This is a genomic window from Pseudomonas sp. MF08817 (assembly GCF_059862705.1).
The window spans coordinates 118,029-139,822 of the sequence record NZ_JCBCUY010000006.1 but is presented as its reverse complement, the minus strand read 5'-3'; the positions used below and the strand labels follow the sequence as shown (position 1 = coordinate 139,822).

Here is a 21,794-nt window from a genome sequence, read left to right as displayed (position 1 = left end):
TTGCAGCGCATGCCAGAAAAGCCGGCCGTGGCTTTTGCCTACGCAGCCTGCTGCATCATAGTAAGACGAATGAGAATCGTAAAACCCGCAACTGTATATGAAAGCAAATGTTTCTGATCCTGATTATTTGTCGCATCCCCCCTGTAGCAAACAGGTGAGCCCGCTTGCTACAGGGGGCGGTGCTATGCTGCGGGCCCTTTATGAGTTGTCAGGTCGGTCGCAATGAATGCGCAGTTGGAGACAAGCCCCATCAAGGCCGTGATTTTCGATATGGACGGCCTGTTGTTGGACACCGAAGGTATCTACACCGAGGTCTGCCAGATCATCGCCCAGCGCTACGGCCGCAGTTACGGCTGGGAGATCAAGCAGAACATCATTGGTCGGGGCGCCCAGGACCTGGCGCGCTACGTGGTGCAGGCCTTGGATTTGCCCCTCAGCGCCGAAGAATTTCTGGTGATCCGCGAACCTCTGTTGCAGGCGCGCTTCCCCAAGGCCTTGGGCATGCCCGGTGCCGAGGCGTTGGTGCGCCATCTCAAGGCCCATCACGTGCCGATTGCCGTGGGCACCAGTTCGTCGCGCCATTCCTTTGCGCAAAAAACCACCCTGCATGGCGACTGGTTCGCCTTGTTCGACACCATCGTCACCGCCGACGACCCCGAAGTGAGCGCCGCTAAACCGGCGCCGGACATCTTCCTCACCGCCGCCCGGCGCCTGGGTGTGGCGCCCGCCGATTGCCTGGTGTTCGAGGATTCGCCCTTTGGCGTAACCGCCGCCAAGGCTGCCGGCATGACCGCGATTGCCGTGCCGGATGCGGCGATGGCCGATGAAAAGTACGGCCACGCCGACCGCATCCTGCGTCGCCTGGCCGATTTGCGCTTAGCGGACTACGGCTTGCCTCACCTGGCGTGAACCGCCCCACGGATGGGCGCGGTTCAGCCCACTGGCGCTGTTGTAGCAAGCGGGCTCGCCCGCTTGCTACTAGGCCTTGCTGATGATGTTGCCTGCATGCAGCCCGCATTCTTTCTGGGTGGCTTCTTCCCACCACCAGCGGCCTTCGCGTTCGTGCTGGTTGGGCAGCACGGGCCGGGTGCAGGGTTCGCAGCCGATGCTGATGAAGCCGCGTTCGTGGAGGCTGTTGTAGGGCAATTCCAGCATGCGGATGTAGCCCCAGACCTCTTCGCTGCTCATCTGCGCCAACGGGTTGAACTTGTAGAGGGTGCGCTCGGGGGTGGAAAAGGCGCTGTCGATTTCCAGTACGGCCACCTGGCTGCGGGTGCCGGGGCTCTGGTCGCGGCGCTGGCCCGTGGCCCAGGCGCTGACGGTGGACAGCTTGCGTCGCAGCGGCTCGATCTTGCGCACGCCGCAGCACTCGCCGTGGCCGTCTTTATAGAAGCTGAACAGGCCTTTTTCCTTGACGAAGGGTTCCAGCTTGCTCTGGTCGGGTGACACCAGTTCGATCTGGATCTGGTAGTGCTCGCGCACCTGCTCGATAAAGCGGTAGGTCTCGGGATGCAGGCGCCCGGTGTCGAGGCTGAACACCTTGACGTTCTTGTTCAGCTTCCAGGCCATGTCCACCAGCACCACGTCTTCGGCGCCGCTGAAGGAAATCCACAGCTCATCGCCGAACTGGGCGAAGGCCAGTTTGAGGATGTCTTGCGCGGATTTGTTGGCATAGGTCGCGGCGAGTTGGGCGACGTCGAATGGCTGGCTCATCAGGGCGGTTTCCTACAGGTCGGTGGCGCTGGGCGCTCTATATGGCGGCGATGGTAGCAAAAGCAGGGCGCGGTGGCGCGCGCGGGCGCGTTGCAGTGCCCCGCCCGAGCCGCTAGAGTTCGGCAGTCTTTTTGCTGGCTCAACTCAATAAACATTACAAATGGGGTGTGTTGTGGAAATTGCCTGTCTGGATCTGGAAGGTGTGCTGGTCCCGGAAATCTGGATCGCCTTCGCCGAAAAAACCGGGATCGACTCCCTCAAGGCCACGACTCGGGACATTCCCGACTACGACGTGCTGATGCAGCAACGCCTGCGCATCCTCGACGAACATGGCCTGAAGCTGTCGGACATCCAAGAAGTGATCGCCACCCTCAAGCCCCTGGAGGGCGCCATCGAATTCGTCAATTGGCTACGCGAGCGCTTCCAGGTGGTGATCCTCTCCGACACCTTCTACGAATTCTCCCAGCCGCTGATGCGCCAACTGGGTTTTCCGACCCTGCTGTGCCATCGCCTGGTCACCGACGACAGCGGCCGGGTGACCGGTTACCAACTGCGCCAGAAAGACCCCAAGCGCCAATCGGTGCTGGCGTTCAAGAGCCTGTACTACCGAGTGGTCGCCGCAGGCGACTCGTACAACGACACCACCATGCTGGGCGAGGCGGACGCGGGGATTCTGTTCCACGCCCCCGACAACGTGATCCGCGAGTTCCCGCAGTTCCCCGCGGTGCATACGTTCGAGGATCTCAAGCGCGAGTTCATCAAGGCGTCCAACCGCGAGTTGAGCCTGTAGTTTTGTAGTGCTGCGGGTGTTGTCATCGCGGGCTTGCCCGCGATAGCTACAACCCTCCAAGGGTGTCGAGCAGCACCTTCACCTTGGTGATCGATTCCTGATATTCGGCCTGCCAGTCGGAGTCGGCCACTATCCCACCACCGCCCCAGCAGCAGATCTGCCCGTCCTTGACCAGCAGGCTGCGGATGGCGATGGAGCTGTCCATTTCCCCGCGCACGTCCAGGTACAGCAGTGAGCCGCAATACAGGCCACGGCGAGTGGGCTCCAGTTCGTCGATGATCTGCATGGCGCGAATTTTTGGCGCGCCGGTGATGGAGCCGCCGGGGAAGCTGCCGGCGATCAGGTCCAGGGCGTCTTTGCCCGGCGCCAGTTCGCCGGTGACACTGCTGACCAGGTGATGGACGTTGGGGTAGCTTTCCAGGCTGAACAGCTCCGGCACCCGCACCGAGCCGACGCGGCAGGTACGGCCCAAGTCGTTGCGCAGCAGGTCGACGATCATCAGGTTCTCCGCACGATCCTTGCTGCTGGCTAGCAGTTCGGCGGCGTTCGCCGCATCTTCCTCGGTATTGGCACCCCGTGGCCGGGTGCCCTTGATGGGCCGGGTTTCCACCTGGCCCTGGCTGACCTTGACGAAGCGCTCGGGCGACAGGCTCAGCACCGCGCCGCCCTCCGGCAGGCGCAGGAAACCGGAGAACGGCGTCGGGCAGGCCTGGCGCAGCGCGCTGTAGGCGGCCCAGGCGTCGCCCTGGCACGGTGCGCGAAAGCGCTGGGCGAAGTTGACCTGGTAGCAGTCGCCGGCCTGGATATAGGCCTGGATATGCTCAAAAGCCTGCCGGTAGCCGTCGGCGTCGAGGTCGGCGGTCATGGCGCCGTTGAGTGCAAAAAGCGCGGCCGGCGCGGCAGCGGGTTGGCTGAACAGCGCGATCAGGCGTTGGCGCTCACTTTCTTCCAGGCTGGGGTGGAACACTAAGTGGCTGCTGGCGCGCAGGTGATCGCTCATCAGCGCCCAGTTGTACAGGCCCAGGCGTGCGTCGGGCAGGTGCAGGTCGTCCCGCGAGTGGCTGGGCAGGGCTTCGAGGTGGCGGCCGAAGTCGTAGCTCAGGTAGCCGATCAAGCCCCCGGCGAACGGCAGTTCGCAACCTTCGGGCAAGGTGGCCTCGCCCAACCGGGCCAGGCTGTTGCGCAACCTGGCGAGAAACCCGGCGCCGCTTTCCTGTTCGGCTACCGCCAGTTCCTCCACCGGCCAGGCACTGAGCAGGTCGAAGCGCCCGCGCCCGGCCACCGGGCGGCCACTGTCGAGCAGCACCGCACCGGGGGCGTGGCTGATGGCCGCGAAGTAGCGCGCCGGGTCGGCGTGGTAGGGCACAGGGTGTACGGAGCAGGTTGGCATGCGGGGCATATCAGTCAGCGAGGGGCGGGCGGCGATTGTAGTCCCCCTGGCGGGTTGCTCCTAGGGGCGGTCTTCTGTGGGAGCGGGGCCAGTGCAGACTGGCATGCCGCCATCGCGGGCAGGGCCCGCTCCCACAGGGTTTGTGGTATTTAGCCCTCGACCGGTGGGATGTGGCCGAACAGTTCCTGGGCGAACTTGACTCGTTCTTCCACGGTTTCGGTCTTGCCCTGGGCTTTGAGCTGTTCCAGGTGCGCTTCCACGGCGTGGGTGCGCAGGGTCAGGCCGCAGTCGTTGGCGATCTGGATGTTCAGGCCGGGGCGGGCGTTGAGTTCCAGGATCAGCGGGCCTTTTTCCTGGTCCAGCACCATGTCTACGCCGATGTAGCCCAAGCCGCAGAGTTCATAGCAGCCGGCCGCCAACTTCATGAAACCGTCCCAGTTGGGCAGTTGCACGTTGTCCACCGCGTTGGTGGTGTCGGGGTGCTTGGTGATGATGTTGTTCAGCCAGGTGCCGCGAAGGGTCAGGCCGGTGGCCAGGTCCACACCCACGCCGATGGCGCCCTGGTGCAGGTTGGCCTTGCCGCCGGACTGGCGCGTGGGCAGGCGCAGCATGGCCATCACCGGGTAACCCATCAGCACGATGATGCGGATGTCCGGCACGCCTTCGTAGCTGATGCTTTTGAAGATCTGGTCGGGGATCACCCGGTACTCGATCAACGCCCGGTCGCGGTGGCCGCCCAGGGAATAGAGGCCGGTGAGGATGCTGGAGATCTGGTGCTCGATTTCCTCGTGGCTGATGATCTTGCCCGACACCGTGCGGTAGCGCCCCTCGAAGCGGTCGGCGATCACCAGGATGCCGTCGCCGCCGGCACCCTGGGCCGGCTTAATCACGAAATCGCTGCGATCACCGATGATCTCGCCCAGCTTTTCGATTTCCTTCTCGGTGGAAATGATCCCGTACATCTCGGGTACGTGGATGCCCGCCTTGATCGCCCGTTCCTTGGTGATGATCTTGTCATCGACAATCGGATACAGGCTGCGCTTGTTGTACTTGAGCACGTAGTCGGCGTTACGCCGGTTGATGCCCATGATCCCCCGCGCTTCCAGGGCCTTCCACGTCTTCCAGAAGCCGAACATCAGGAGTCCGCCTTGAGGAAGGCTTTAAAGCGCACCAGCTCGGTCAGGCGGTAGCCGCGATAGCGACCCATGGCCAGCATGAAGCCGACGAGGATCAGCAGAATCGCCGGGAAGGTGAATACGAAGTAGACCAACTCCGGCACGCTCATGATGAGGTGCGCCAGGGAGGCGGCGAACAGGGTGCCGACCGCGACTTTCATCGCGTGGCCACCGCCGCGTTCTTCCCAGGTGATGGACAGGCGTTCGATAGTCATGGTCAGGATCACCATCGGGAACAGCGCCACCGACAGCCCGCGCTCCAGGCCCAGCTTGTGGCTGAACAGGCTGATGGCGGCGATCAGTACCACCACGAAAGTCAGTACCACCGACAGGCGCGGCAGCATTTGCAGCTTGAGGTGCTCAAGGTAGGAACGCAGCGACAGGCCCAGGGCGGTGATGACGGTAAACAGCATGATGCCGAAGCCCAGTTGGGTCTCGCGAAACGCCAGGGCGATCAACACCGGGGTGAAGGTACCCAGGGTTTGCAGGCCGATCAGGTTGCGCAGCACCAGGATCACCAGTACGCCGATGGGGATCATCACCATAATCATGAAGGTCTGCTGGGTTTGCAGCGGCAGGCCGTAGAGCGAGTATTCGAGGAAGCTGGCGTCGGTATTCTCGTCGGTCAGCTTGGCCAGGCGAATGGCGTTCATTTCGCTGTTGTTCATGCTGAAGGTGACGTTGGCTTTTTTGCCGCCATCGACGGTAATCAGGTTGTCATCGCCGGTCCACCACAGCAGGCGGTCGGAGGGCAGGCCCTGCTCGCCGGTTTCCGGGTTGAAGTACAGCCAGTCGGTGCCGTTGAAGCTGCGCAGCCACAGTTCCGGGGTTTGCGGCTGGTCGGCCACCAGGCGGATGGTGTGGACCTTTTCCACCGGCACGTGGGCGATGGACAGCAGCAGTTCGACGATTTTGGCCTTGTGCGCGGTGGACGGGTCGCCCGCCAGCAGCAGCTTGACGTTGTCGTCGTTGAGGTTGTTGACGCGCTTGATCGCCTCGCCGATGAAGGTCTCGACGTCGGCCGAGTGCTGGCGGATCGGCGCCAGCAGGGCTTCGGCGGCGACTTTCTCGGCACCTTCCACCGCGATGCTGTCGCGGAAGGTCGGGCCCTTGATCTTGAGCTTCTCGGCCGAGTAGCGCTTGGTCAGCACCAGGCGGTAGTAGAGGGTCTGGTTGCCGCTGGCACGGCGCGCCGACCAGGTGACCTTGCGGTTGCCATCGACGCGGTTGACCGCCACGCCGTAGTTGTTGGAGATGAAGCTCTCATTGAGGCTCACGTAGTCGCGGCTCAGCGGCGGTACGAACATCTGGATCTTGATCGGGTCCTTGCCGCTGGCGACGAACTCGACCTTGGCGTCGATGTTCCACAGGTCGTCGGTGGCGTCTTCGGTCACCGGGATGCCGAGTACAAAGATCTGATAAGCCGTGATCGAAATGCCCAGCACCACCAGGATGGCAATCAGGACTTTCAGATGGAGGGTAAGAGCGCGCATTGGAATTACTCTGCGGTTGGAGCGTCGGTGGCGCAGGCGGGTTTGCCAGCAGCGTATTTAAGACTGGGGTCGACCAGTGCATCGAAGCGTTTGAGTGCCTCGGAGCCGATCAAAAGCGGGAATTGGAACGCACTACGGTCGGTCAAGTTCACTTCGATGCTGCGCAGCGCCGTGCCCATGCAGATATCCAGGGCGATCACCGGGCGGGCGGTGTAGTTCTTGCCTTCCTCGGGATCGTAGTCGCCGGCGCGGCGCTTGATCTTGCTGACCCGGGCCAGGGGCCGCTCGATGGGGTGGGAGTGGGCGGTGTCGATGGCCAGGTAGAAGCGCACCCAGGACTCGCCATCGCGCTTGAAACGCTTGATGTCGCGGGCACTGAGGGAGGCGGTCTTGGCCCCGGTGTCGAGTTTGGCCGCCACCTCCAGGTCGATGCCGTCGAGCTTGGCGTATTCGTTGAGGCCGTACACGGTTTTACCGGCCGCGAAGCTCACGGCGGGCAGGCACAGCAGGCATAAAAATGTGGGGAAGGGCTTGAGTCTCATAAATCCTGACGCGTGGCGGTGCGGTCTTCAGGTTCAAGGCGGCTGGCATGGCCGCGCAAGCGCCCTCGTGTGCCGGCCCCTCTGTATGAAAGTGGCAGGCGAATGCGGGCGGCATTCTAGCACGGTGGCTTTTTGGCGCCACCGCTGCGCGAGGGCATTAAAGGAGGGCGGATGAAACCGACGGTAGGCGAGCCGTATTAGACGATTGTCGACAATTGCTATTTTGTCTTTGACTGATTGCTGCTGATTGGCTAGTTTCTGCCGTATTGTTTTTAAAGGTGTCGACAATATGCTCGGTCAGCTCGAAGCCCCGGTGGCGATGCAGGACGAATCAGAGACCCTCTCCGAGAACGTCTTCCGCCGTATCCAGGCGGCCATCGTCAAGGGCGAAATCGCCCCGGGCAGCAAGATCTCGGAGCCGGAGCTGGCGCGCACCTATGGCATCAGTCGCGGCCCGCTGCGCGAGGCGATCCATCGCCTGGAAGGCCAGCGCCTGCTGGTGCGCATTCCTCATGTCGGGGCGCGGGTGGTGTCGTTGAGCCACGCCGAGCTGATCGAACTGTATGAAATCCGCGAATCCCTGGAAGGCATGGCCTGCCGCCTGGCCGCCGAGCGCATGAGCGACGCCGAGATCGAGGAACTGCGCCAGGTGCTGCACACCCACGAGCGCGACGCCGCGTTCCAGGCCGGCGTGGGCTATTACCAGCAGGAAGGCGACTTCGACTTCCACTACCGCATCATCCAGGGCAGCGGCAACCGCACCCTGAGCCAGATGCTGTGCGGCGAGCTGTACCAGTTGGTGCGCATGTACCGCATCCAGTTCTCCGCGACGCCCAACCGCCCACGCCAGGCCTTTGCCGAACACCACCGGATCCTCGACGCGATCGCTGATCGCGACGGCGAACTGGCCGAATTACTGATGCGCCGCCACATCGGCGCCTCCAAACGCAATATCGCCCGTCACTACCAGGACGGCGCCCAGCCGACAGCCACTCCACGAGGTGAGTCATGAGTTCTACTAACAACAGCACCCCAGGCCAGCGTTTCCGCGATGCGGTCGCCAGCGAACGGCCCCTGCAAGTCGTGGGCGCGATCAACGCCAACCACGCCTTGCTGGCCAAACGCGCCGGTTTCAAGGCGATCTACCTCTCCGGCGGCGGTGTCGCCGCCGGCTCCCTGGGCGTGCCGGACCTGGGCATTACCGGCCTGGACGACGTGCTCACCGACGTGCGGCGCATTACCGACGTCTGCGACCTGCCGCTGCTGGTGGACGTGGACACCGGTTTTGGCTCCTCGGCCTTCAACGTGGCGCGCACCGTGCGTTCGATGATTAAGTTCGGCGCCGCCGCTATCCACATCGAAGACCAGGTCGGTGCCAAGCGCTGCGGCCACCGCCCGAACAAAGAGATCGTGTCCCAGCAGGAAATGGTCGACCGCATCAAGGCGGCCGTCGATGCGCGCACCGATGACAGCTTCGTCATCATGGCCCGCACCGATGCCCTGGCGGTCGAAGGCCTGGAATCGGCCCTGGAACGCGCCGCCGCGTGCATCGAGGCGGGCGCCGACATGGTCTTCCCCGAGGCCATCACGGAACTGGAGATGTACAAGCTGTTCGCCAGCCGCGTGAAAGCGCCAATCCTGGCCAACATCACCGAATTCGGCGCCACGCCCTTGTACACGGTCGAACAGTTGAAATCTGCCGATGTTTCCCTGGTGCTGTACCCGCTCTCGGCCTTCCGCGCCATGAACAAGGCAGCCGAGAACGTCTACACCGCGATCCGTCGCGACGGCACCCAGCAGAATGTGGTCGATACCATGCAAACCCGCATGGAGCTTTACGATGCCATCGACTACCACGTCTTCGAGCAGAAGCTCGACGCACTGTTTGCCGCAAAGAAATAACGCTCCCAACACCGTGAAAGCGTTTCCCTAACAACTACAACATTGGAGAAAACCATGGCCGAAGCAAAAGTATTGAGTGGCGCCGGGCTACGTGGCCAGGTTGCCGGGCAAACTGCGCTGTCCACCGTCGGGCAGTCGGGTGCGGGGCTGACCTACCGTGGCTATGACGTGCGCGAACTGGCCGCCGAGGCGCGGTTCGAGGAAGTCGCCTACCTGCTGCTCTACGGCGACCTGCCGAACAAAGAACAACTGGCCGCCTACATGGCCAAGCTCGCCACCCTGCGTGACCTGCCCCAGGCGCTCAAGGAAGTGCTTGAGCGCATTCCCGCCCAGGCCCACCCGATGGACGTGATGCGCACCGGGTGTTCGTTTTTGGGCAACCTGGAGCCGGAGAAAGACTTCTCGGCCCAGAACGCCGTCACCGACCGCTTGCTCGCAGCCTTCCCGGCGATCATGTGCTACTGGTATCGCTTCAGCCACGAGGGCGTGCGCATCAGTTGCGTGAGCGAGGAAGCCTCCATCGGCGGGCATTTCCTGCACCTGCTGCACGGCAAGGCGCCGAGCGAGCTGCACCGCAAGGTGATGGACGTGTCGCTGATCCTCTACGCCGAGCACGAGTTCAACGCCTCCACCTTCACCGCGCGGGTCTGCGCCTCCACCCTGTCGGACCTGTATTCCTGCGTCACCGCCGCCATCGGCTCGCTGCGCGGCCCGTTGCACGGCGGCGCCAACGAAGCGGCGATGGAAATGATCGAGCGCTTCGCCTCCCCCGAAGAGGCCATCAAGGGCACCCTCGGCATGCTGGAGCGCAAAGACAAGATCATGGGCTTTGGCCACGCGATCTACAAAGACAACGACCCGCGCAACGAGGTCATCAAGGGCTGGTCGAAAAAACTCGCCGACGAAGTGGGCGACACGGTGCTGTTCCCGGTCTCCGAAGCCATCGACCAGACCATGTGGGCGCAGAAGAAGCTGTTCCCCAACGCCGACTTCTACCATGCCTCGGCTTACCACTTCATGGGCATCCCGACCAAGCTGTTCACGCCGATCTTCGTCTGCTCGCGCCTGACCGGCTGGGCCGCCCACGTCTTCGAGCAACGCGCCAACAACCGCATCATCCGTCCAAGCGCCGAGTACATCGGCGTTGAACAGCGCAAGTTCGTGCCAATCGAACGTCGCTGAGTACAGACCTAAAAGGCACGGCAAATGAGCTGTTCTGTGGGGGCGGGCGAGCCCGCTCCCACAGGTACCGCTGTCGATGCCCACAGTTCGCTTTTGTGAACCTACCGTGACCGAGTCCCGACGATGAACACACACTTTCGCAAACCGCTGCCCAACAGCCGACTCGACTACTTCGACGCCCGCGAGGCGGTCGATGCCATCAGCCCCGGCGCCTACGCCACCTTGCCGTACACCTCCCGCGTGCTGGCGGAAAACCTGGTGCGCCGTTGCGACCCGGCGACGCTCACCGCGTCGCTCAAGCAACTGATCGAACGCAAGCGCGACCTCGACTTTCCGTGGTTTCCGGCCCGCGTGGTGTGCCACGACATCCTCGGCCAGACCGCCCTGGTGGACCTCGCCGGCCTGCGTGACGCCATTGCCCTGCAAGGTGGCGACCCGGCCCAAGTCAACCCGGTGGTGCCGACCCAGTTGATCGTCGACCACTCCCTGGCGGTGGAATGCGGCGGTTTCGACCCCCAGGCCTTCGAGAAAAACCGCGAGATCGAAGACCGGCGCAACGAAGACCGTTTCCACTTCATCAACTGGACCAAAAAAGCCTTCAAGAACGTCGATGTGATCCCGCCCGGCAACGGCATCATGCACCAGATCAACCTGGAGAAAATGTCCCCGGTGATCCAGGCCCGCGACGGCGTGGCTTTCCCTGACACCTGCGTGGGCACCGACAGCCACACGCCCCACGTCGATGCCCTGGGCGTGATCGCCATCGGCGTCGGCGGCCTCGAAGCCGAGAGCGTGATGCTCGGCCGCGCTTCGTGGATGCGCCTGCCTGAAAGCGTCGGCGTCGAGCTGACCGGCAAGCTGCAACCGGGCATCACCGCCACCGACATGGTGTTGGCACTGACCGAGTTCCTGCGCCAGCAGAAGGTCGTCGGCGCCTGGCTGGAGTTCTTCGGCGAGGGTGCCAGCGCCCTGACCCTGGGCGACCGCGCGACCATCTCCAACATGGCCCCGGAGTACGGCGCCACGGCGGCGATGTTCTACATCGACCAGCAAACCATCGACTACCTGCGCCTCACTGGCCGCGAAGACGAACAAGTGAAACTGGTGGAGGGCTACGCCAAGCTCACCGGCCTGTGGGCCGACAGCCTGGCGGGCGCGCAGTACGAGCGCAGCCTGCGCTTTGACCTGTCCTCGGTGGTGCGCAACATGGCCGGGCCGAGCAACCCCCACGCCCGCGTCGCCACCAGCGACCTGGCGGCCAAAGGCATTGCCGGGCAATGGGACGACGTGCCGGGGCAGATGCCCGACGGCGCGGTCATCATCGCTGCTATCACCAGTTGCACCAACACCAGCAACCCGCGCAACGTCATCGCCGCCGGCCTGATGGCGCGCAACGCCAATCGCCTGGGCCTGGCCCGCAAGCCGTGGGTCAAATCGTCGTTGGCGCCGGGCTCGAAAACCGTCGCCCTGTACCTGGACGAAGCCGGCCTGACCAAGGAACTGGAACAACTGGGCTTTGGCGTCGTGGCCTTTGCCTGCACCACCTGCAACGGCATGTCCGGCGCTCTGGACCCGGCGATCCAGCAGGAAATCATCGACCGCGACCTGTACGCCACCGCCGTGCTCTCGGGCAACCGCAACTTCGACGGGCGCATCCACCCTTACGCCAAGCAGGCCTTTTTGGCTTCGCCGCCGCTGGTGGTGGCCTACGCCATTGCCGGGACCATCCGCTTCGACATCGAGAAGGATGTGCTGGGCCTGGACGCCGAGGGCCGGGAAATCCGCCTCAAGGACATCTGGCCCAGCGATGAAGAGATCGACGCCGTGGTCAAGGCCGCGGTCAAGCCGGAGCAGTTTCGCAAGGTCTACATCCCGATGTTCGCCATCCACGAAGACACCGGGCCGAAAGTCGCGCCGCTGTACGACTGGCGCCCCATGAGCACCTACATCCGCCGCCCGCCGTACTGGGAAGGCGCCCTGGCCGGGGCACGGCCCCTCAAGGGCATGCGCCCGCTGGCCGTGCTGCCGGACAACATCACCACCGATCACCTGTCGCCGTCCAACGCCATCATGCTCGACAGCGCCGCCGGCGAGTACCTGGCGAAAATGGGCCTGCCGGAAGTGGACTTCAACTCCTACGCCACCCACCGCGGCGACCACTTGACCGCCCAGCGCGCGACCTTCGCCAACCCTAAGCTGTTCAACGAAATGGTCGTGGAAAACGGCAAGGTCAAGCAGGGGTCCCTGGCGCGCATCGAACCCGAGGGCAAGGTCACGCGGATGTGGGAAGCCATCGAAACCTACATGGAGCGCAAGCAGCCGCTCATCATCATCGCCGGCGCCGACTACGGCCAGGGCTCGTCCCGCGACTGGGCGGCCAAAGGCGTGCGCCTGGCCGGGGTGGAGGCGATTGCCGCCGAAGGCTTCGAGCGCATCCACCGCACCAACCTGGTGGGCATGGGGGTGTTGCCGCTGGAGTTCGCCCCGGGCACCAACCGCCACACCCTGGGCATCGACGGCAGCGAAACCTATGACGTCATCGGCCAGCGCACCCCGCGCGCGACCCTGACCCTGGTCATCAACCGTAAGAACGGCGAGCGCGTCGAAGTGCCGGTGACCTGCCGCCTGGACACCGCCGAAGAAGTGTCGATCTACGAGGCCGGGGGCGTGTTGCAGCGCTTCGCCCAGGACTTCCTGGAATCGGCTGCCGCCGTTTAACTCGATGGGGCGCGGGGGGCAAGCCCCTGCGCCTGATAAGGACAACCATGGCCCACGTACCGCAAATCAAGATCCCCGCCACCTACATGCGCGGCGGCACCAGCAAAGGCGTGTTCTTCAGCCTGCAAGACCTGCCCGAAGCGGCCCAGGTTCCGGGCCCGGCCCGCGATGCCCTGATGCTGCGGGTGATTGGCAGCCCCGACCCCTACGATAAGCAGATCGACGGCATGGGCGGGGCGAGCTCCAGCACCAGCAAAAGCGTGATCGTGTCCAAGAGCATCAAGGCCGGGCACGACGTCGACTACCTGTTCGGCCAAGTGGCCATCGACAAACCGTTCGTGGACTGGAGCGGCAACTGCGGCAACCTGTCGGCGGCGGTCGGTTCGTTCGCCATCGGCAGTGGCCTGGTGGACGCCAGCCGCATTCCCGCCAATGGCGTGGCGGTGGTGCGTATCTGGCAGGCCAACATCGGCAAGACCATCATCGCCCACGTACCGATTACCGACGGCGCGGTGCAGGAAACCGGCGACTTTGAGCTCGACGGCGTGACCTTTCCCGCCGCCGAGGTGCAGCTGGAGTTCATGGAACCGGCGGCTGAGGAGGAGGGCAGCGCCGGGTCGATGTTCCCCACCGGCAACCTGGTGGACGACCTGGAGGTGCCGAGCGTCGGCACCTTTAAGGCGACCCTGATAAACGCTGGCATCCCGACGATTTTCCTTAACGCCAAGGATTTGGGTTACACCGGCACCGAGTTGCAGGGCCAGATCAACGGTGATGCCAAGGCCTTGGCCATGTTTGAAACCATCCGCGCCTACGGCGCCTTGCGCATGGGCCTGATAAAGGACGTGGCCGAGGCCGCCCAGCGCCAGCACACGCCGAAAGTGGCGTTCGTCGCCGCGCCTGCCGACTACACCGCGTCCAGCGGCAAGCAGGTGAAGGCGACGGACATCGATTTGCTGGTGCGGGCGCTGTCCATGGGCAAGCTGCACCACGCCATGATGGGCACCGCCGCGGTGGCCATCGGCACGGCGGCGGCGATCTGCGGCACCCTGGTCAACCAGGCTGCCGGCGGCGGCGCGCGCACGGCGGTGCGTTTCGGCCACCCCTCGGGTACCCTGCGCGTCGGCGCTGAGGCGCGCCAGGTCAACGGCGAATGGACCGTGAAAAAAGCCATCATGAGCCGCAGCGCGCGGGTATTGATGGAAGGTTGGGTGCGGGTGCCGGGGGATTCGTTCTAACGCCACATTCTGCCTCTGTGTGGGCTAGCCCACACAGACTCTCTCCAAGTCGTCCTCACCCTTGCCGTGCCGGCAACTTGGTAATGGCAAACCCCGCCAACAAAATCGCCGAATACAGCATCAACTCCCGGGATACCACCTGGCCTTCGTACCAGGCGCCGATCACCACGGCGAACACCGGGAAAATGATGAACACGAACGACAGAATGATCGGGCTCAAGCGCTTGAGCAGGATGAAGTACACGATAAAGCCCCCCACCGACGCCACCAGCCCCAGGTACAGCAGGGCGGCCCACGAGCGTTGGCTGATGGCGCCGAACGCGGGCGCTTCCAAAAAACAACCGGCGACGAACAGCATCAGCCCGGCAATGCCGATGGGCAGGGTGTTGTAGGTGATGACGCCGATGGCCGTGCCTTGTTTCTTGGTTATCACGTAGCACAGCGCATGCAGGATGGCGGCCGTGAGGATCGCCACCACGCCGAGGAACTCCGCGTGGTCCAGGCTCAGGCCCTGGCTGCGCAGGATCATGAACAGGCTGGCAAAACCGATGCCGATCCCCAGCACCTGCGCACCACGAATGCGCTCGCCGAGGAACAGTGCGCTGAAAATCAGGATGAACACCGGCATGCAACTGAACAGCAGGGCCGTGAGGCCGGACGAGACGTGCATTTCGCCGTAGTTGAGCAAGTAGTACGGCACGCTGAAGTACGACAGGGTGACGAACACGAAAAACCAGCGGCTTTGCCGAGGGAACAGCAGGGGTTCGCGGCGCCACAGGGCAAAGCCCAGGAACAGCGGGAAAGCGATCAGAAACCGCAGGCCCGCCGAGGTCAGGGGCGGCACGCTTTCCACGGCGATCTTGATCCCCAGCCAGGTGGTGCCCCAGCTCAGGCAGACAATCAGGAACAGCACGCTGGTGACCAGTTTGGCCAGCCACGCCTTGCGCGCGGGGAGGGCCGGGTGGGCGGTGATGGCAGTGGGCATTGATTGCTCCTTTCGTGAAACGGAATTGACCTCTATATTTCGAGGCTTGATCCGAAATTGAACCCTTTTCGGCACGTTATTAGGGAAGCAGATGGCCGTCAAAGTAAGTATTGCCATGGTGTCAATGATGCGGGCCGGGTTGGCCGATGGCCTGGGCGCCAAGTACCAGCGCCTGGCCGAGGCGGTGGCGGCGGGCATCGCCCAGGGTTTGATTGAGCCTGGTTGCAAGTTGCCACCGCACCGTTTGCTGTCCGACAGCCTGGGGGTGACCATCGGCACCGTCAGCCGTGCCTATGGCGAGTTGGAACGCCTGGGCCTGGTAGTGGCGCGGGTCGGCGACGGTACCTATGTGCGCGAGCAGGGCATGGAACGGGTACGTGACCAGGGCTTTCGCAATGTCGGCGATGAACCGCGCGCCTGCCTGGACATGAGCCGCAACCAGCACATCCCCGGCCAGGAAACCGCCAGCATGGCCCGCACTCTGCAAACCCTGGCCGGTGACCGCGCGGCGTTGCAGGGCATGGGTGGCTACACCGCCGACGCCGGGCTATTGCGCTACCGCATGGCGGGTGCGCAGTGGATGCGTCACGACGCCTTTGTGCCAGACCCGGCCCAGGTCATCTGCGTCAATGGCGGCCAGCACGGCCTGCTGTGTTGCCTGATGGGCCTGCTCAAGGCCGGCGACACCCTGGTCACCGAGCACTTGACCTACCCGGGGCTTATCAGTGTGGCGCGCATGCTGGGTATCAAGTTGCTGGGCCTGGCCATGGACGAGCAAGGCCTGCTGCCCCAGGCGTTGGCTGAGGCGTGCCGCATGCACCGGGTCGCGGCGCTGTACTGCACGGCGACGCTGCAAAACCCGAGCACGGCGGTGATGTCTGCCGAACGGCGCGAGGCCATCGCCCGGGTCTGCCGGGAGCACAACCTCTTGGTGCTGGAAGATGAGGCCCACGGTGTGCTGATGGCTGACCGGCCCTTGCCCCTGAGTCATTTTGCCGCTGAGCGCAGCGTGCTTATCAGCAGCTTGAGCAAGGCCTTGGCGGCGGGGTTGCGGGTTGGCTACCTGCATGCGCCCGCCGCGTTGGTGGGGCGCTTGGCAGCCGCGGTGCGCGCCACCTGCTGGATGGCCACGCCCCTGAGCCTGGAGCTGGCCACGGCCTGGATTGAACAGGGTGTGGCCGCGCAGTTACTGCAGCAGCAGGTGGCCGAGATTGCCCGGCGCAAGGCGCTGGTAGAAGGGCAGTTGAGCGGGCTTGAGTACCAGACCCAACCCGGGTGCCCGCATTTCTGGATCAAGGTGCCCGAGCCGTGGCGGGCCTCGGAGGTGGAGGCGCGGCTCAAGGAAGGCAATTACCTGGTCGCCACCGCCGAGGCGTTCGCCGTGGGGCAGGCCGCGGTGCCGCAGTTCATCCGCGCCAGTGTGTGCAATGCCAGCGCAGATGACGCCTGGCTGGCAGAGGGTTTTGCCTTGTTGGGCGAGGTGCTGCGCCGGCCAGGCTAGTGAAATGGCCGAGAGTGATGACGGCTGTCCAGGCCAGGTCACGTCACTTGGGCCGCCGGTCATGGCCCGCTTATTTGAAGCGCCGTTCCACGCCTTTTTCGACGAGGATCTTCGCAGAGATCTCTTCCACCGAAAAATGCGTGGAGTTGATGTGGGGAATGTTCTCGCGGCGGAACAGGTTTTCCACCTCACGCACCTCGAACTCGCACTGGGCATAGCTCGAATAGCGGCTGTTGGGCTTGCGCTCGTTGCGGATCGCGGTGAGGCGGTCGGGGTCTATGGTCAGCCCGAACAGCTTGTGCTGGTGGGCGCGCAGGGCATTGGGCAGTTGCAGGCGCTCCATGTCCTCTTCGGTCAGCGGGTAGTTGGCGGCGCGGATGCCGAATTGCATGGCCATGTACAGGCAGGTCGGGGTCTTGCCACAGCGGGACACGCCCACCAGGATCAGATCGGCCTTGTCGTAATAGTGGGTGCGGGCGCCGTCGTCGTTGTCGAGGGCGAAGTTCACCGCCTCGATACGCTCCATATAGTTGGAGTTGTGGCCGATGGAGTGGGATTTGCCCACCGAGTACGAGGAGTGCTCGGTCAGCTCGGCCTCCAGCGGCGCGAGGAAGGTGGAGAAGATATCGATCATGAAACCATTGGACGTGGCGAGAATCTCACGGATGTCCTGGTTGACGATGGTGTCGAAGATGATCGGACGCAAGCCGTCCTTTTCGGCGGCACTGTTGATTTGTTGTACCATTGCCCGCGCTTTTTCCGCACTGTCGATGTACGGACGGGTGAATTTGGCGAAGGTAATATTTTCGAATTGCGCCAACAGGCTCTGGCCGAGGGTCTCGGCTGTGATACCTGTGCCGTCGGAGATAAAGAAAGCAGATCGTTTCATTTGCGCCTTGGGCCTTAAGCTAGTCACGATTCTTGGATATGATAGGCGCGATTTGTTGGCCGCCAATTGGCCAGCATTCTCACTTATTTTCCAGGTCCAGGCCATATCGCTGGCAAATGCTCCTTTGAGCTGCCGGCCTCCTGAGCTTTTCCAACACAGTTAGTGGAGAGATCACCTTGGTAGAGTACGTAGTTTCCCTCGATAAGCTCGGCGTCCATGATGTGGAGCATGTAGGGGGCAAGAACGCATCCCTTGGCGAGATGATAAGCAACCTGGCGGGTGCTGGCGTGTCGGTGCCGGGTGGCTTTGCCACGACAGCTCAGGCTTACCGTGATTTCCTCGAATTGAGCGGCCTCAACGAACAGATCCACGCCGCGCTCGACGCGCTGGATGTGGACGACGTCAATGCCCTGGCCCGCACCGGCGCCCAGATCCGCCAATGGATCATGGAAGCCGAGTTCCCCGAGAAGCTCAACGCCGAGATCCGTACCGCGTTCGCCGCCCTGTCGGCCGGCAACCCGGATATGGCCGTGGCCGTGCGTTCCTCTGCCACCGCCGAAGACTTGCCGGATGCCTCTTTCGCCGGCCAGCAAGAGACTTTCCTGAACATCCGTGGCGTGGAAAACGTGATCCGCGCTGCCAAAGAGGTGTTCGCCTCGCTGTTCAACGACCGCGCCATTTCCTACCGAGTGCACCAGGGCTTCGACCATAAGCTGGTGGCCCTGTCTGCGGGTGTGCAGCGCATGGTGCGTTCGGAAACCGGCACCGCCGGCGTGATGTTCACCCTCGACACCGAGTCGGGTTTCCGTGACGTGGTGTTCATCACCGGCGCCTACGGCCTGGGCGAAACCGTGGTGCAAGGCGCGGTCAACCCGGACGAGTTCTACGTGCACAAGCACACCCTGGCGGCCGGTCGCCCGGCAATCCTGCGCCGCAACCTGGGCAGCAAGGCCATCAAGATGATCTACGGCGACGAGGCCAAGGCCGGTCGTTCGGTCAAGACTGTCGATGTTGACAAGGCTGATCGCGCGCGTTTCTGCCTCACCGACGCGGAAGTGGCCGAGTTGGCCAAACAAGCGATGATTATCGAGAAGCACTACAAGTGCCCGATGGATATCGAGTGGGCCAAGGACGGTGACGACGGCAAGCTGTACATCGTGCAGGCCCGCCCGGAAACCGTGAAGAGCCGCACCCAGGCCAACGTCATGGAGCGCTATCTGCTCAAGGAAACCGGCACCGTGCTGGTGGAAGGCCGCGCCATCGGCCAGCGCATCGGCGCTGGCAAGGTGCGCATCATCAAGGACGTGTCCGAGATGGACAAGGTCCAGCCAGGCGACGTTCTGGTCTCCGACATGACCGACCCGGACTGGGAACCGGTCATGAAGCGCGCCAGCGCCATTGTCACCAATCGCGGCGGGCGTACCTGCCACGCGGCGATCATCGCCCGTGAACTGGGTATCCCGGCAGTCGTCGGTTGCGGCAACGCCACCGAGCTGCTCAAGGAAGGCCAGGGCGTGACCGTTTCCTGCGCCGAAGGCGACACCGGCTACATCTTCGAGGGCCAGTTGGGCTTCGACATCAAGAAAAACTCCGTGGATGCCATGCCGGACCTGCCGTTCAAGATCATGATGAACGTCGGCAACCCGGATCGCGCCTTCGACTTCGCCCAATTGCCGAACGCCGGCGTGGGCCTGGCCCGCCTGGAATTCATCATCAACCGTATGATCGGCGTGCACCCCAAGGCACTGCTGAACTACGCCGGGCTGCCACAAGAGATCAAAGACAGCGTCGACAAGCGCATCGCCGGCTACGACGATCCGGTCGAGTTCTACGTCGAGAAACTGGTGGAAGGCATCAGCACCCTGGCGGCGGCTTTTACCCCGAAAAAGGTCATCGTGCGCCTGTCGGACTTCAAGTCCAACGAATACGCCAACCTGATCGGCGGCAAGCTCTACGAGCCAGAAGAAGAAAACCCGATGCTGGGCTTCCGTGGTGCTTCGCGCTACATCAGCGAAGCCTTCCGCGACTGCTTCGAGCTCGAATGCCGCGCCCTCAAGCGCGTGCGCAATGAAATGGGCCTGACCAACGTCGAAATCATGGTGCCGTTCGTCCGCACCCTGGGCGAGGCGAGCCAGGTGATCGACCTGCTGGCCGAAAACGGCCTGGCCCGTGGCGATAACGGCCTGCGCATCATCATGATGTGCGAACTGCCGTCCAACGCGATCCTGGCCGAGGAATTCCTGGAGTTCTTCGACGGCTTCTCCATCGGCTCCAACGACCTGACCCAGCTGACCCTGGGTCTGGACCGTGATTCCGGGATCATCGCGCACCTGTTCGACGAGCGTAACCCGGCGGTCAAGAAGTTGCTGGCCAACGCCATCCAGGCCTGTAACAAGGCTGGCAAGTACATCGGCATCTGCGGCCAGGGGCCTTCGGACCATCCTGACCTGGCCAAATGGCTGATGGAGCAGGGCATCGAAAGCGTCTCGCTGAACCCCGATTCCGTGCTGGAAACCTGGTTCTTCCTGGCTGAAGGCCAGGCAGCAGGCTGATCGATGGATGAGGCGCCGCGCAGCCTTGGCTGAGCGGCGCTTTGGGATTCAAGCAGGGCGGGCTCCATTCGGATGCCGCCCTTTTTTGTGCAAGAGCATTATGCAAAGCAGCAGCAACCTATTTCCTGTCGCCCTGATTAGCGCCGAACGGCGCGGTGATCTGAGCGAAGATGTCTACCGCCTCAAGCCCGGGAACAGCCCGGACGGCTCCGTGGAGCTGGCCGTCACCCGTTTGGGCATGGCCGATGGCGGCCCGGTGCGCGGCGTTCCGGTGGTCTTGCTGCATGGCAGTTTTTCCAATCGACGCTTCTGGTTTTCCCCCAAGGGCCTGGGCTTGGGCGCCTTTCTGGCGCGGGCCGGGTTTGATGTGTGGATTCCGGAGATGCGCGGCCATGGTCTGTCCCAGCGCAACCAAGCCTATCGCAACAACCGTGTGGCCGATTACGCGCGCTACGACCTGCCGGCCATCGCCGCCTTCGTGCGTGAGCAAAGCGGCCAGGTACCGCACTGGATCGGCCATTCCCTGGGCGGCATCACCCTCGCCGCGGCGCTGGGCGGGCAGTACCTAGGCGAGCCAGCAGTGGCGTCCGTGGCGTTTTTCGGCACCCAGGTCAGCCGCACCTATTGGCCTTTGAAAATTCCGCCGGTGGAATGGAGCGGGCGTTTCATTCTCAAGCGTTTTGCCCAGTTGTCCGGTTCCCGGCTCAAGCGCGGCCCGGAGGACGAGCCTATTGGCCTGGCCCTGGAAAGCCTGCGCTGGTATGGCTTGTTTGGCCGTTTTGGCGAAAAGGACAAGGACTGGTGGGCCGGGCTGGCCGAGGTACAAGTGCCGGTGCTGGCGGTGAGCGCCGCGGGCGACGATCAAGACCCGACCTGGGCCTGCCGCAAACTGTTCGACCAACTGGGCTCGGCGCACAAACAATTCGTCTGCCTGGGGCCGGAGCAAGGCTTCAGCGAGCGCTTCGGTCATGTTGAGATGCTGGTCAGCAAGAATGCGCGCACCGAGGTCTGGCCGCTGGTGGCACGCTGGCTGGCCGAGCCGCTTTCGCCCTTGTTGACCCAGGAGTCTAAGCAGGCCCTGGCAGTCTGATTGCGACGCTCTAACATCGGCGTTCCGCTGGCTCGGGCTAACGGCTAAGCTATGGCGCATTGCACGGCTGGCGGCCTCAACATCTGCTACCGTGGCGCGTGTTTTTCGACCCCTCGTGTTTTTCCTCTACAGGAGTTTCTCGATGAACCATTACATCACTCCCGACTTGTGCGACGCCTACCCGGACCTGGTCCAGGTGCTCGAGCCGATGTTCAGCAATTTCGGCGGCCGAGACTCGTTCGGCGGCGAAATCGTGACCATCAAGTGCTTTGAAGACAATTCGCGGGTCAAGGAACAAGCAGAACTCGATGGGCAGGGCAAGGTGCTGGTGGTCGATGGTGGCGGCTCCCTGCGCCGTGCGTTGCTGGGCGACATGATCGCCGAGCGAGCGGCCAAGAACGGCTGGGAAGGGCTGGTGATCTACGGCTGCATCCGCGACGTGGATGTCATCGCGCAAACCGACCTGGGCGTACAGGCCCTGGCCAGCCACCCGATGAAGACCGACCGGCGTGGCGTGGGCGACCTGAACGTGCCCGTGACCTTCGCGGGCGTGACCTTCCGCCCGGGCGAGTACATCTACGCCGACAACAACGGCGTGATTGTCTCCCCCAGCCCGCTGAAAATGCCTGAATAA

At 63.4% G+C, this 21,794-nt stretch carries 18 protein-coding genes; 11 read left to right on the top strand and 7 right to left on the bottom strand.

Annotation, left to right across the window (positions count from 1 at the left end):
* Nucleotides 1–222: 222 nt before the first annotated feature.
* The gene (locus AC19YR_RS05765; RefSeq protein ID WP_095107554.1) at nt 223–909 is read left to right on the top strand and encodes an HAD-IA family hydrolase; all 687 of its coding nucleotides are present in this window, start codon (nt 223–225) and stop codon (nt 907–909) included.
* 69 nt (nt 910–978) lie between these two features.
* Here AC19YR_RS05765 and AC19YR_RS05760 read toward each other — a convergent pair whose 3' ends face one another.
* Entirely contained in the window at nt 979–1,713 is a 735-nt protein-coding gene (locus tag AC19YR_RS05760) for a phosphoadenylyl-sulfate reductase (protein ID WP_095107555.1), read from the bottom strand.
* A 172-nt stretch (nt 1,714–1,885) separates the two neighbouring features.
* Here AC19YR_RS05760 and thrH point away from each other — a divergent pair, with 172 nt between their 5' ends.
* Nucleotides 1,886–2,503 (top strand): bifunctional phosphoserine phosphatase/homoserine phosphotransferase ThrH, encoded by a 618-nt coding sequence (gene thrH / locus AC19YR_RS05755; protein ID WP_500597520.1) that lies wholly within the window; start codon nt 1,886–1,888, stop codon nt 2,501–2,503.
* 46 nt (nt 2,504–2,549) lie between these two features.
* Here thrH and pabB read toward each other — a convergent pair whose 3' ends face one another.
* The 4 genes from pabB to rloA all read right to left on the bottom strand — a co-directional run bounded on the left by pabB (nt 2,550) and on the right by rloA (nt 7,103).
* On the bottom strand, nt 2,550–3,893 hold the full coding sequence (gene pabB / locus AC19YR_RS05750; RefSeq protein ID WP_500597519.1) for an aminodeoxychorismate synthase component I: 1,344 nt from the start codon (nt 3,891–3,893) through the stop codon (nt 2,550–2,552).
* Nucleotides 3,894–4,042: 149 nt separating this feature from the next.
* On the bottom strand, nt 4,043–5,029 hold the full coding sequence (locus AC19YR_RS05745; protein WP_095107558.1) for an alpha-L-glutamate ligase-like protein: 987 nt from the start codon (nt 5,027–5,029) through the stop codon (nt 4,043–4,045).
* Complete coding sequence (rloB, locus tag AC19YR_RS05740; protein ID WP_095107559.1) at nt 5,029–6,561, bottom strand: osmotic stress tolerance membrane protein RloB; 1,533 nt, start codon at nt 6,559–6,561, stop codon at nt 5,029–5,031. The genes AC19YR_RS05745 and rloB overlap by 1 nt, the downstream gene beginning before the upstream one ends.
* Before the next feature lie 5 nt (nt 6,562–6,566).
* Nucleotides 6,567–7,103, bottom strand: a complete 537-nt coding sequence (rloA, locus tag AC19YR_RS05735; protein ID WP_095107560.1) for a retropepsin-like aspartic peptidase RloA — start codon at nt 7,101–7,103, stop codon at nt 6,567–6,569.
* Between the two features lie 289 nt (nt 7,104–7,392).
* On the opposite strand from rloA, the gene AC19YR_RS05730 reads away from it, so the two are divergent.
* The 5 genes from AC19YR_RS05730 to prpF all read left to right on the top strand — a co-directional run bounded on the left by AC19YR_RS05730 (nt 7,393) and on the right by prpF (nt 14,143).
* Nucleotides 7,393–8,115 carry a GntR family transcriptional regulator gene (locus AC19YR_RS05730; RefSeq protein ID WP_095107561.1) on the top strand — a complete coding sequence of 241 codons (723 nt, stop codon included), beginning with the start codon at nt 7,393–7,395 and terminating at the stop codon, nt 8,113–8,115.
* Nucleotides 8,112–9,005, top strand: a complete 894-nt coding sequence (gene prpB / locus AC19YR_RS05725) for a methylisocitrate lyase (RefSeq protein ID WP_095107562.1) — start codon at nt 8,112–8,114, stop codon at nt 9,003–9,005. Before AC19YR_RS05730 ends, prpB begins: the two co-directional genes overlap by 4 nt.
* Nucleotides 9,006–9,059: 54 nt before the next feature.
* Nucleotides 9,060–10,187 carry a bifunctional 2-methylcitrate synthase/citrate synthase gene (prpC, locus tag AC19YR_RS05720; protein WP_500597517.1) on the top strand — a complete coding sequence of 376 codons (1,128 nt, stop codon included), beginning with the start codon at nt 9,060–9,062 and terminating at the stop codon, nt 10,185–10,187.
* A gap of 123 nt (nt 10,188–10,310) precedes the next feature.
* Nucleotides 10,311–12,905 carry a Fe/S-dependent 2-methylisocitrate dehydratase AcnD gene (gene acnD, locus AC19YR_RS05715; protein ID WP_500597515.1) on the top strand — a complete coding sequence of 865 codons (2,595 nt, stop codon included), beginning with the start codon at nt 10,311–10,313 and terminating at the stop codon, nt 12,903–12,905.
* Nucleotides 12,906–12,952: 47 nt separating this feature from the next.
* The gene (gene prpF, locus AC19YR_RS05710) at nt 12,953–14,143 is read left to right on the top strand and encodes a 2-methylaconitate cis-trans isomerase PrpF (protein WP_500597513.1); all 1,191 of its coding nucleotides are present in this window, start codon (nt 12,953–12,955) and stop codon (nt 14,141–14,143) included.
* A gap of 55 nt (nt 14,144–14,198) precedes the next feature.
* On the opposite strand, the gene AC19YR_RS05705 is transcribed toward prpF, so the two are convergent.
* On the bottom strand, nt 14,199–15,077 hold the full coding sequence (locus AC19YR_RS05705; RefSeq protein WP_371856220.1) for a DMT family transporter: 879 nt from the start codon (nt 15,075–15,077) through the stop codon (nt 14,199–14,201).
* A gap of 142 nt (nt 15,078–15,219) precedes the next feature.
* Here AC19YR_RS05705 and AC19YR_RS05700 point away from each other — a divergent pair, with 142 nt between their 5' ends.
* On the top strand, nt 15,220–16,629 hold the full coding sequence (locus tag AC19YR_RS05700) for an aminotransferase-like domain-containing protein (protein ID WP_500597511.1): 1,410 nt from the start codon (nt 15,220–15,222) through the stop codon (nt 16,627–16,629).
* A 70-nt stretch (nt 16,630–16,699) separates the two neighbouring features.
* Here AC19YR_RS05700 and ppsR read toward each other — a convergent pair whose 3' ends face one another.
* Nucleotides 16,700–17,518 carry a posphoenolpyruvate synthetase regulatory kinase/phosphorylase PpsR gene (gene ppsR / locus AC19YR_RS05695; protein ID WP_095107568.1) on the bottom strand — a complete coding sequence of 273 codons (819 nt, stop codon included), beginning with the start codon at nt 17,516–17,518 and terminating at the stop codon, nt 16,700–16,702.
* A gap of 176 nt (nt 17,519–17,694) precedes the next feature.
* On the opposite strand from ppsR, the gene ppsA reads away from it, so the two are divergent.
* The 3 genes from ppsA to rraA all read left to right on the top strand — a co-directional run bounded on the left by ppsA (nt 17,695) and on the right by rraA (nt 21,794).
* Nucleotides 17,695–20,070, top strand: a complete 2,376-nt coding sequence (gene ppsA / locus AC19YR_RS05690) for a phosphoenolpyruvate synthase (protein ID WP_095107569.1) — start codon at nt 17,695–17,697, stop codon at nt 20,068–20,070.
* Nucleotides 20,071–20,170: 100 nt separating this feature from the next.
* Nucleotides 20,171–21,160: an alpha/beta fold hydrolase gene (locus AC19YR_RS05685; RefSeq protein WP_500597509.1), complete on the top strand. Its 990-nt coding sequence runs from the start codon at nt 20,171–20,173 to the stop codon at nt 21,158–21,160.
* A 142-nt stretch (nt 21,161–21,302) separates the two neighbouring features.
* Nucleotides 21,303–21,794 (top strand): ribonuclease E activity regulator RraA, encoded by a 492-nt coding sequence (rraA, locus tag AC19YR_RS05680; RefSeq protein WP_095107571.1) that lies wholly within the window; start codon nt 21,303–21,305, stop codon nt 21,792–21,794.

Bases quoted from the DNA above. Each gene is read 5' to 3' on its own strand.
- AC19YR_RS05765 (WP_095107554.1), top strand. From the start codon at position 223: ATGAATGCGCAGTTGGAGACAAGCCCCATCAAGGCCGTGATTTTCGAT.
- AC19YR_RS05760 (WP_095107555.1), bottom strand. From the start codon at position 1,713: ATGAGCCAGCCATTCGACGTCGCCCAACTCGCCGCGACCTATGCCAAC.
- pabB (WP_500597519.1), bottom strand. From the start codon at position 3,893: ATGCCAACCTGCTCCGTACACCCTGTGCCCTACCACGCCGACCCGGCG.
- AC19YR_RS05745 (WP_095107558.1), bottom strand. From the start codon at position 5,029: ATGTTCGGCTTCTGGAAGACGTGGAAGGCCCTGGAAGCGCGGGGGATC.
- rloB (WP_095107559.1), bottom strand. From the start codon at position 6,561: ATGCGCGCTCTTACCCTCCATCTGAAAGTCCTGATTGCCATCCTGGTG.
- rloA (WP_095107560.1), bottom strand. From the start codon at position 7,103: ATGAGACTCAAGCCCTTCCCCACATTTTTATGCCTGCTGTGCCTGCCC.
- AC19YR_RS05730 (WP_095107561.1), top strand. From the start codon at position 7,393: ATGCTCGGTCAGCTCGAAGCCCCGGTGGCGATGCAGGACGAATCAGAG.
- prpB (WP_095107562.1), top strand. From the start codon at position 8,112: ATGAGTTCTACTAACAACAGCACCCCAGGCCAGCGTTTCCGCGATGCG.
- prpC (WP_500597517.1), top strand. From the start codon at position 9,060: ATGGCCGAAGCAAAAGTATTGAGTGGCGCCGGGCTACGTGGCCAGGTT.
- acnD (WP_500597515.1), top strand. From the start codon at position 10,311: ATGAACACACACTTTCGCAAACCGCTGCCCAACAGCCGACTCGACTAC.
- prpF (WP_500597513.1), top strand. From the start codon at position 12,953: ATGGCCCACGTACCGCAAATCAAGATCCCCGCCACCTACATGCGCGGC.
- AC19YR_RS05700 (WP_500597511.1), top strand. From the start codon at position 15,220: ATGGCCGTCAAAGTAAGTATTGCCATGGTGTCAATGATGCGGGCCGGG.
- ppsR (WP_095107568.1), bottom strand. From the start codon at position 17,518: ATGAAACGATCTGCTTTCTTTATCTCCGACGGCACAGGTATCACAGCC.
- AC19YR_RS05685 (WP_500597509.1), top strand. From the start codon at position 20,171: ATGCAAAGCAGCAGCAACCTATTTCCTGTCGCCCTGATTAGCGCCGAA.
- rraA (WP_095107571.1), top strand. From the start codon at position 21,303: ATGAACCATTACATCACTCCCGACTTGTGCGACGCCTACCCGGACCTG.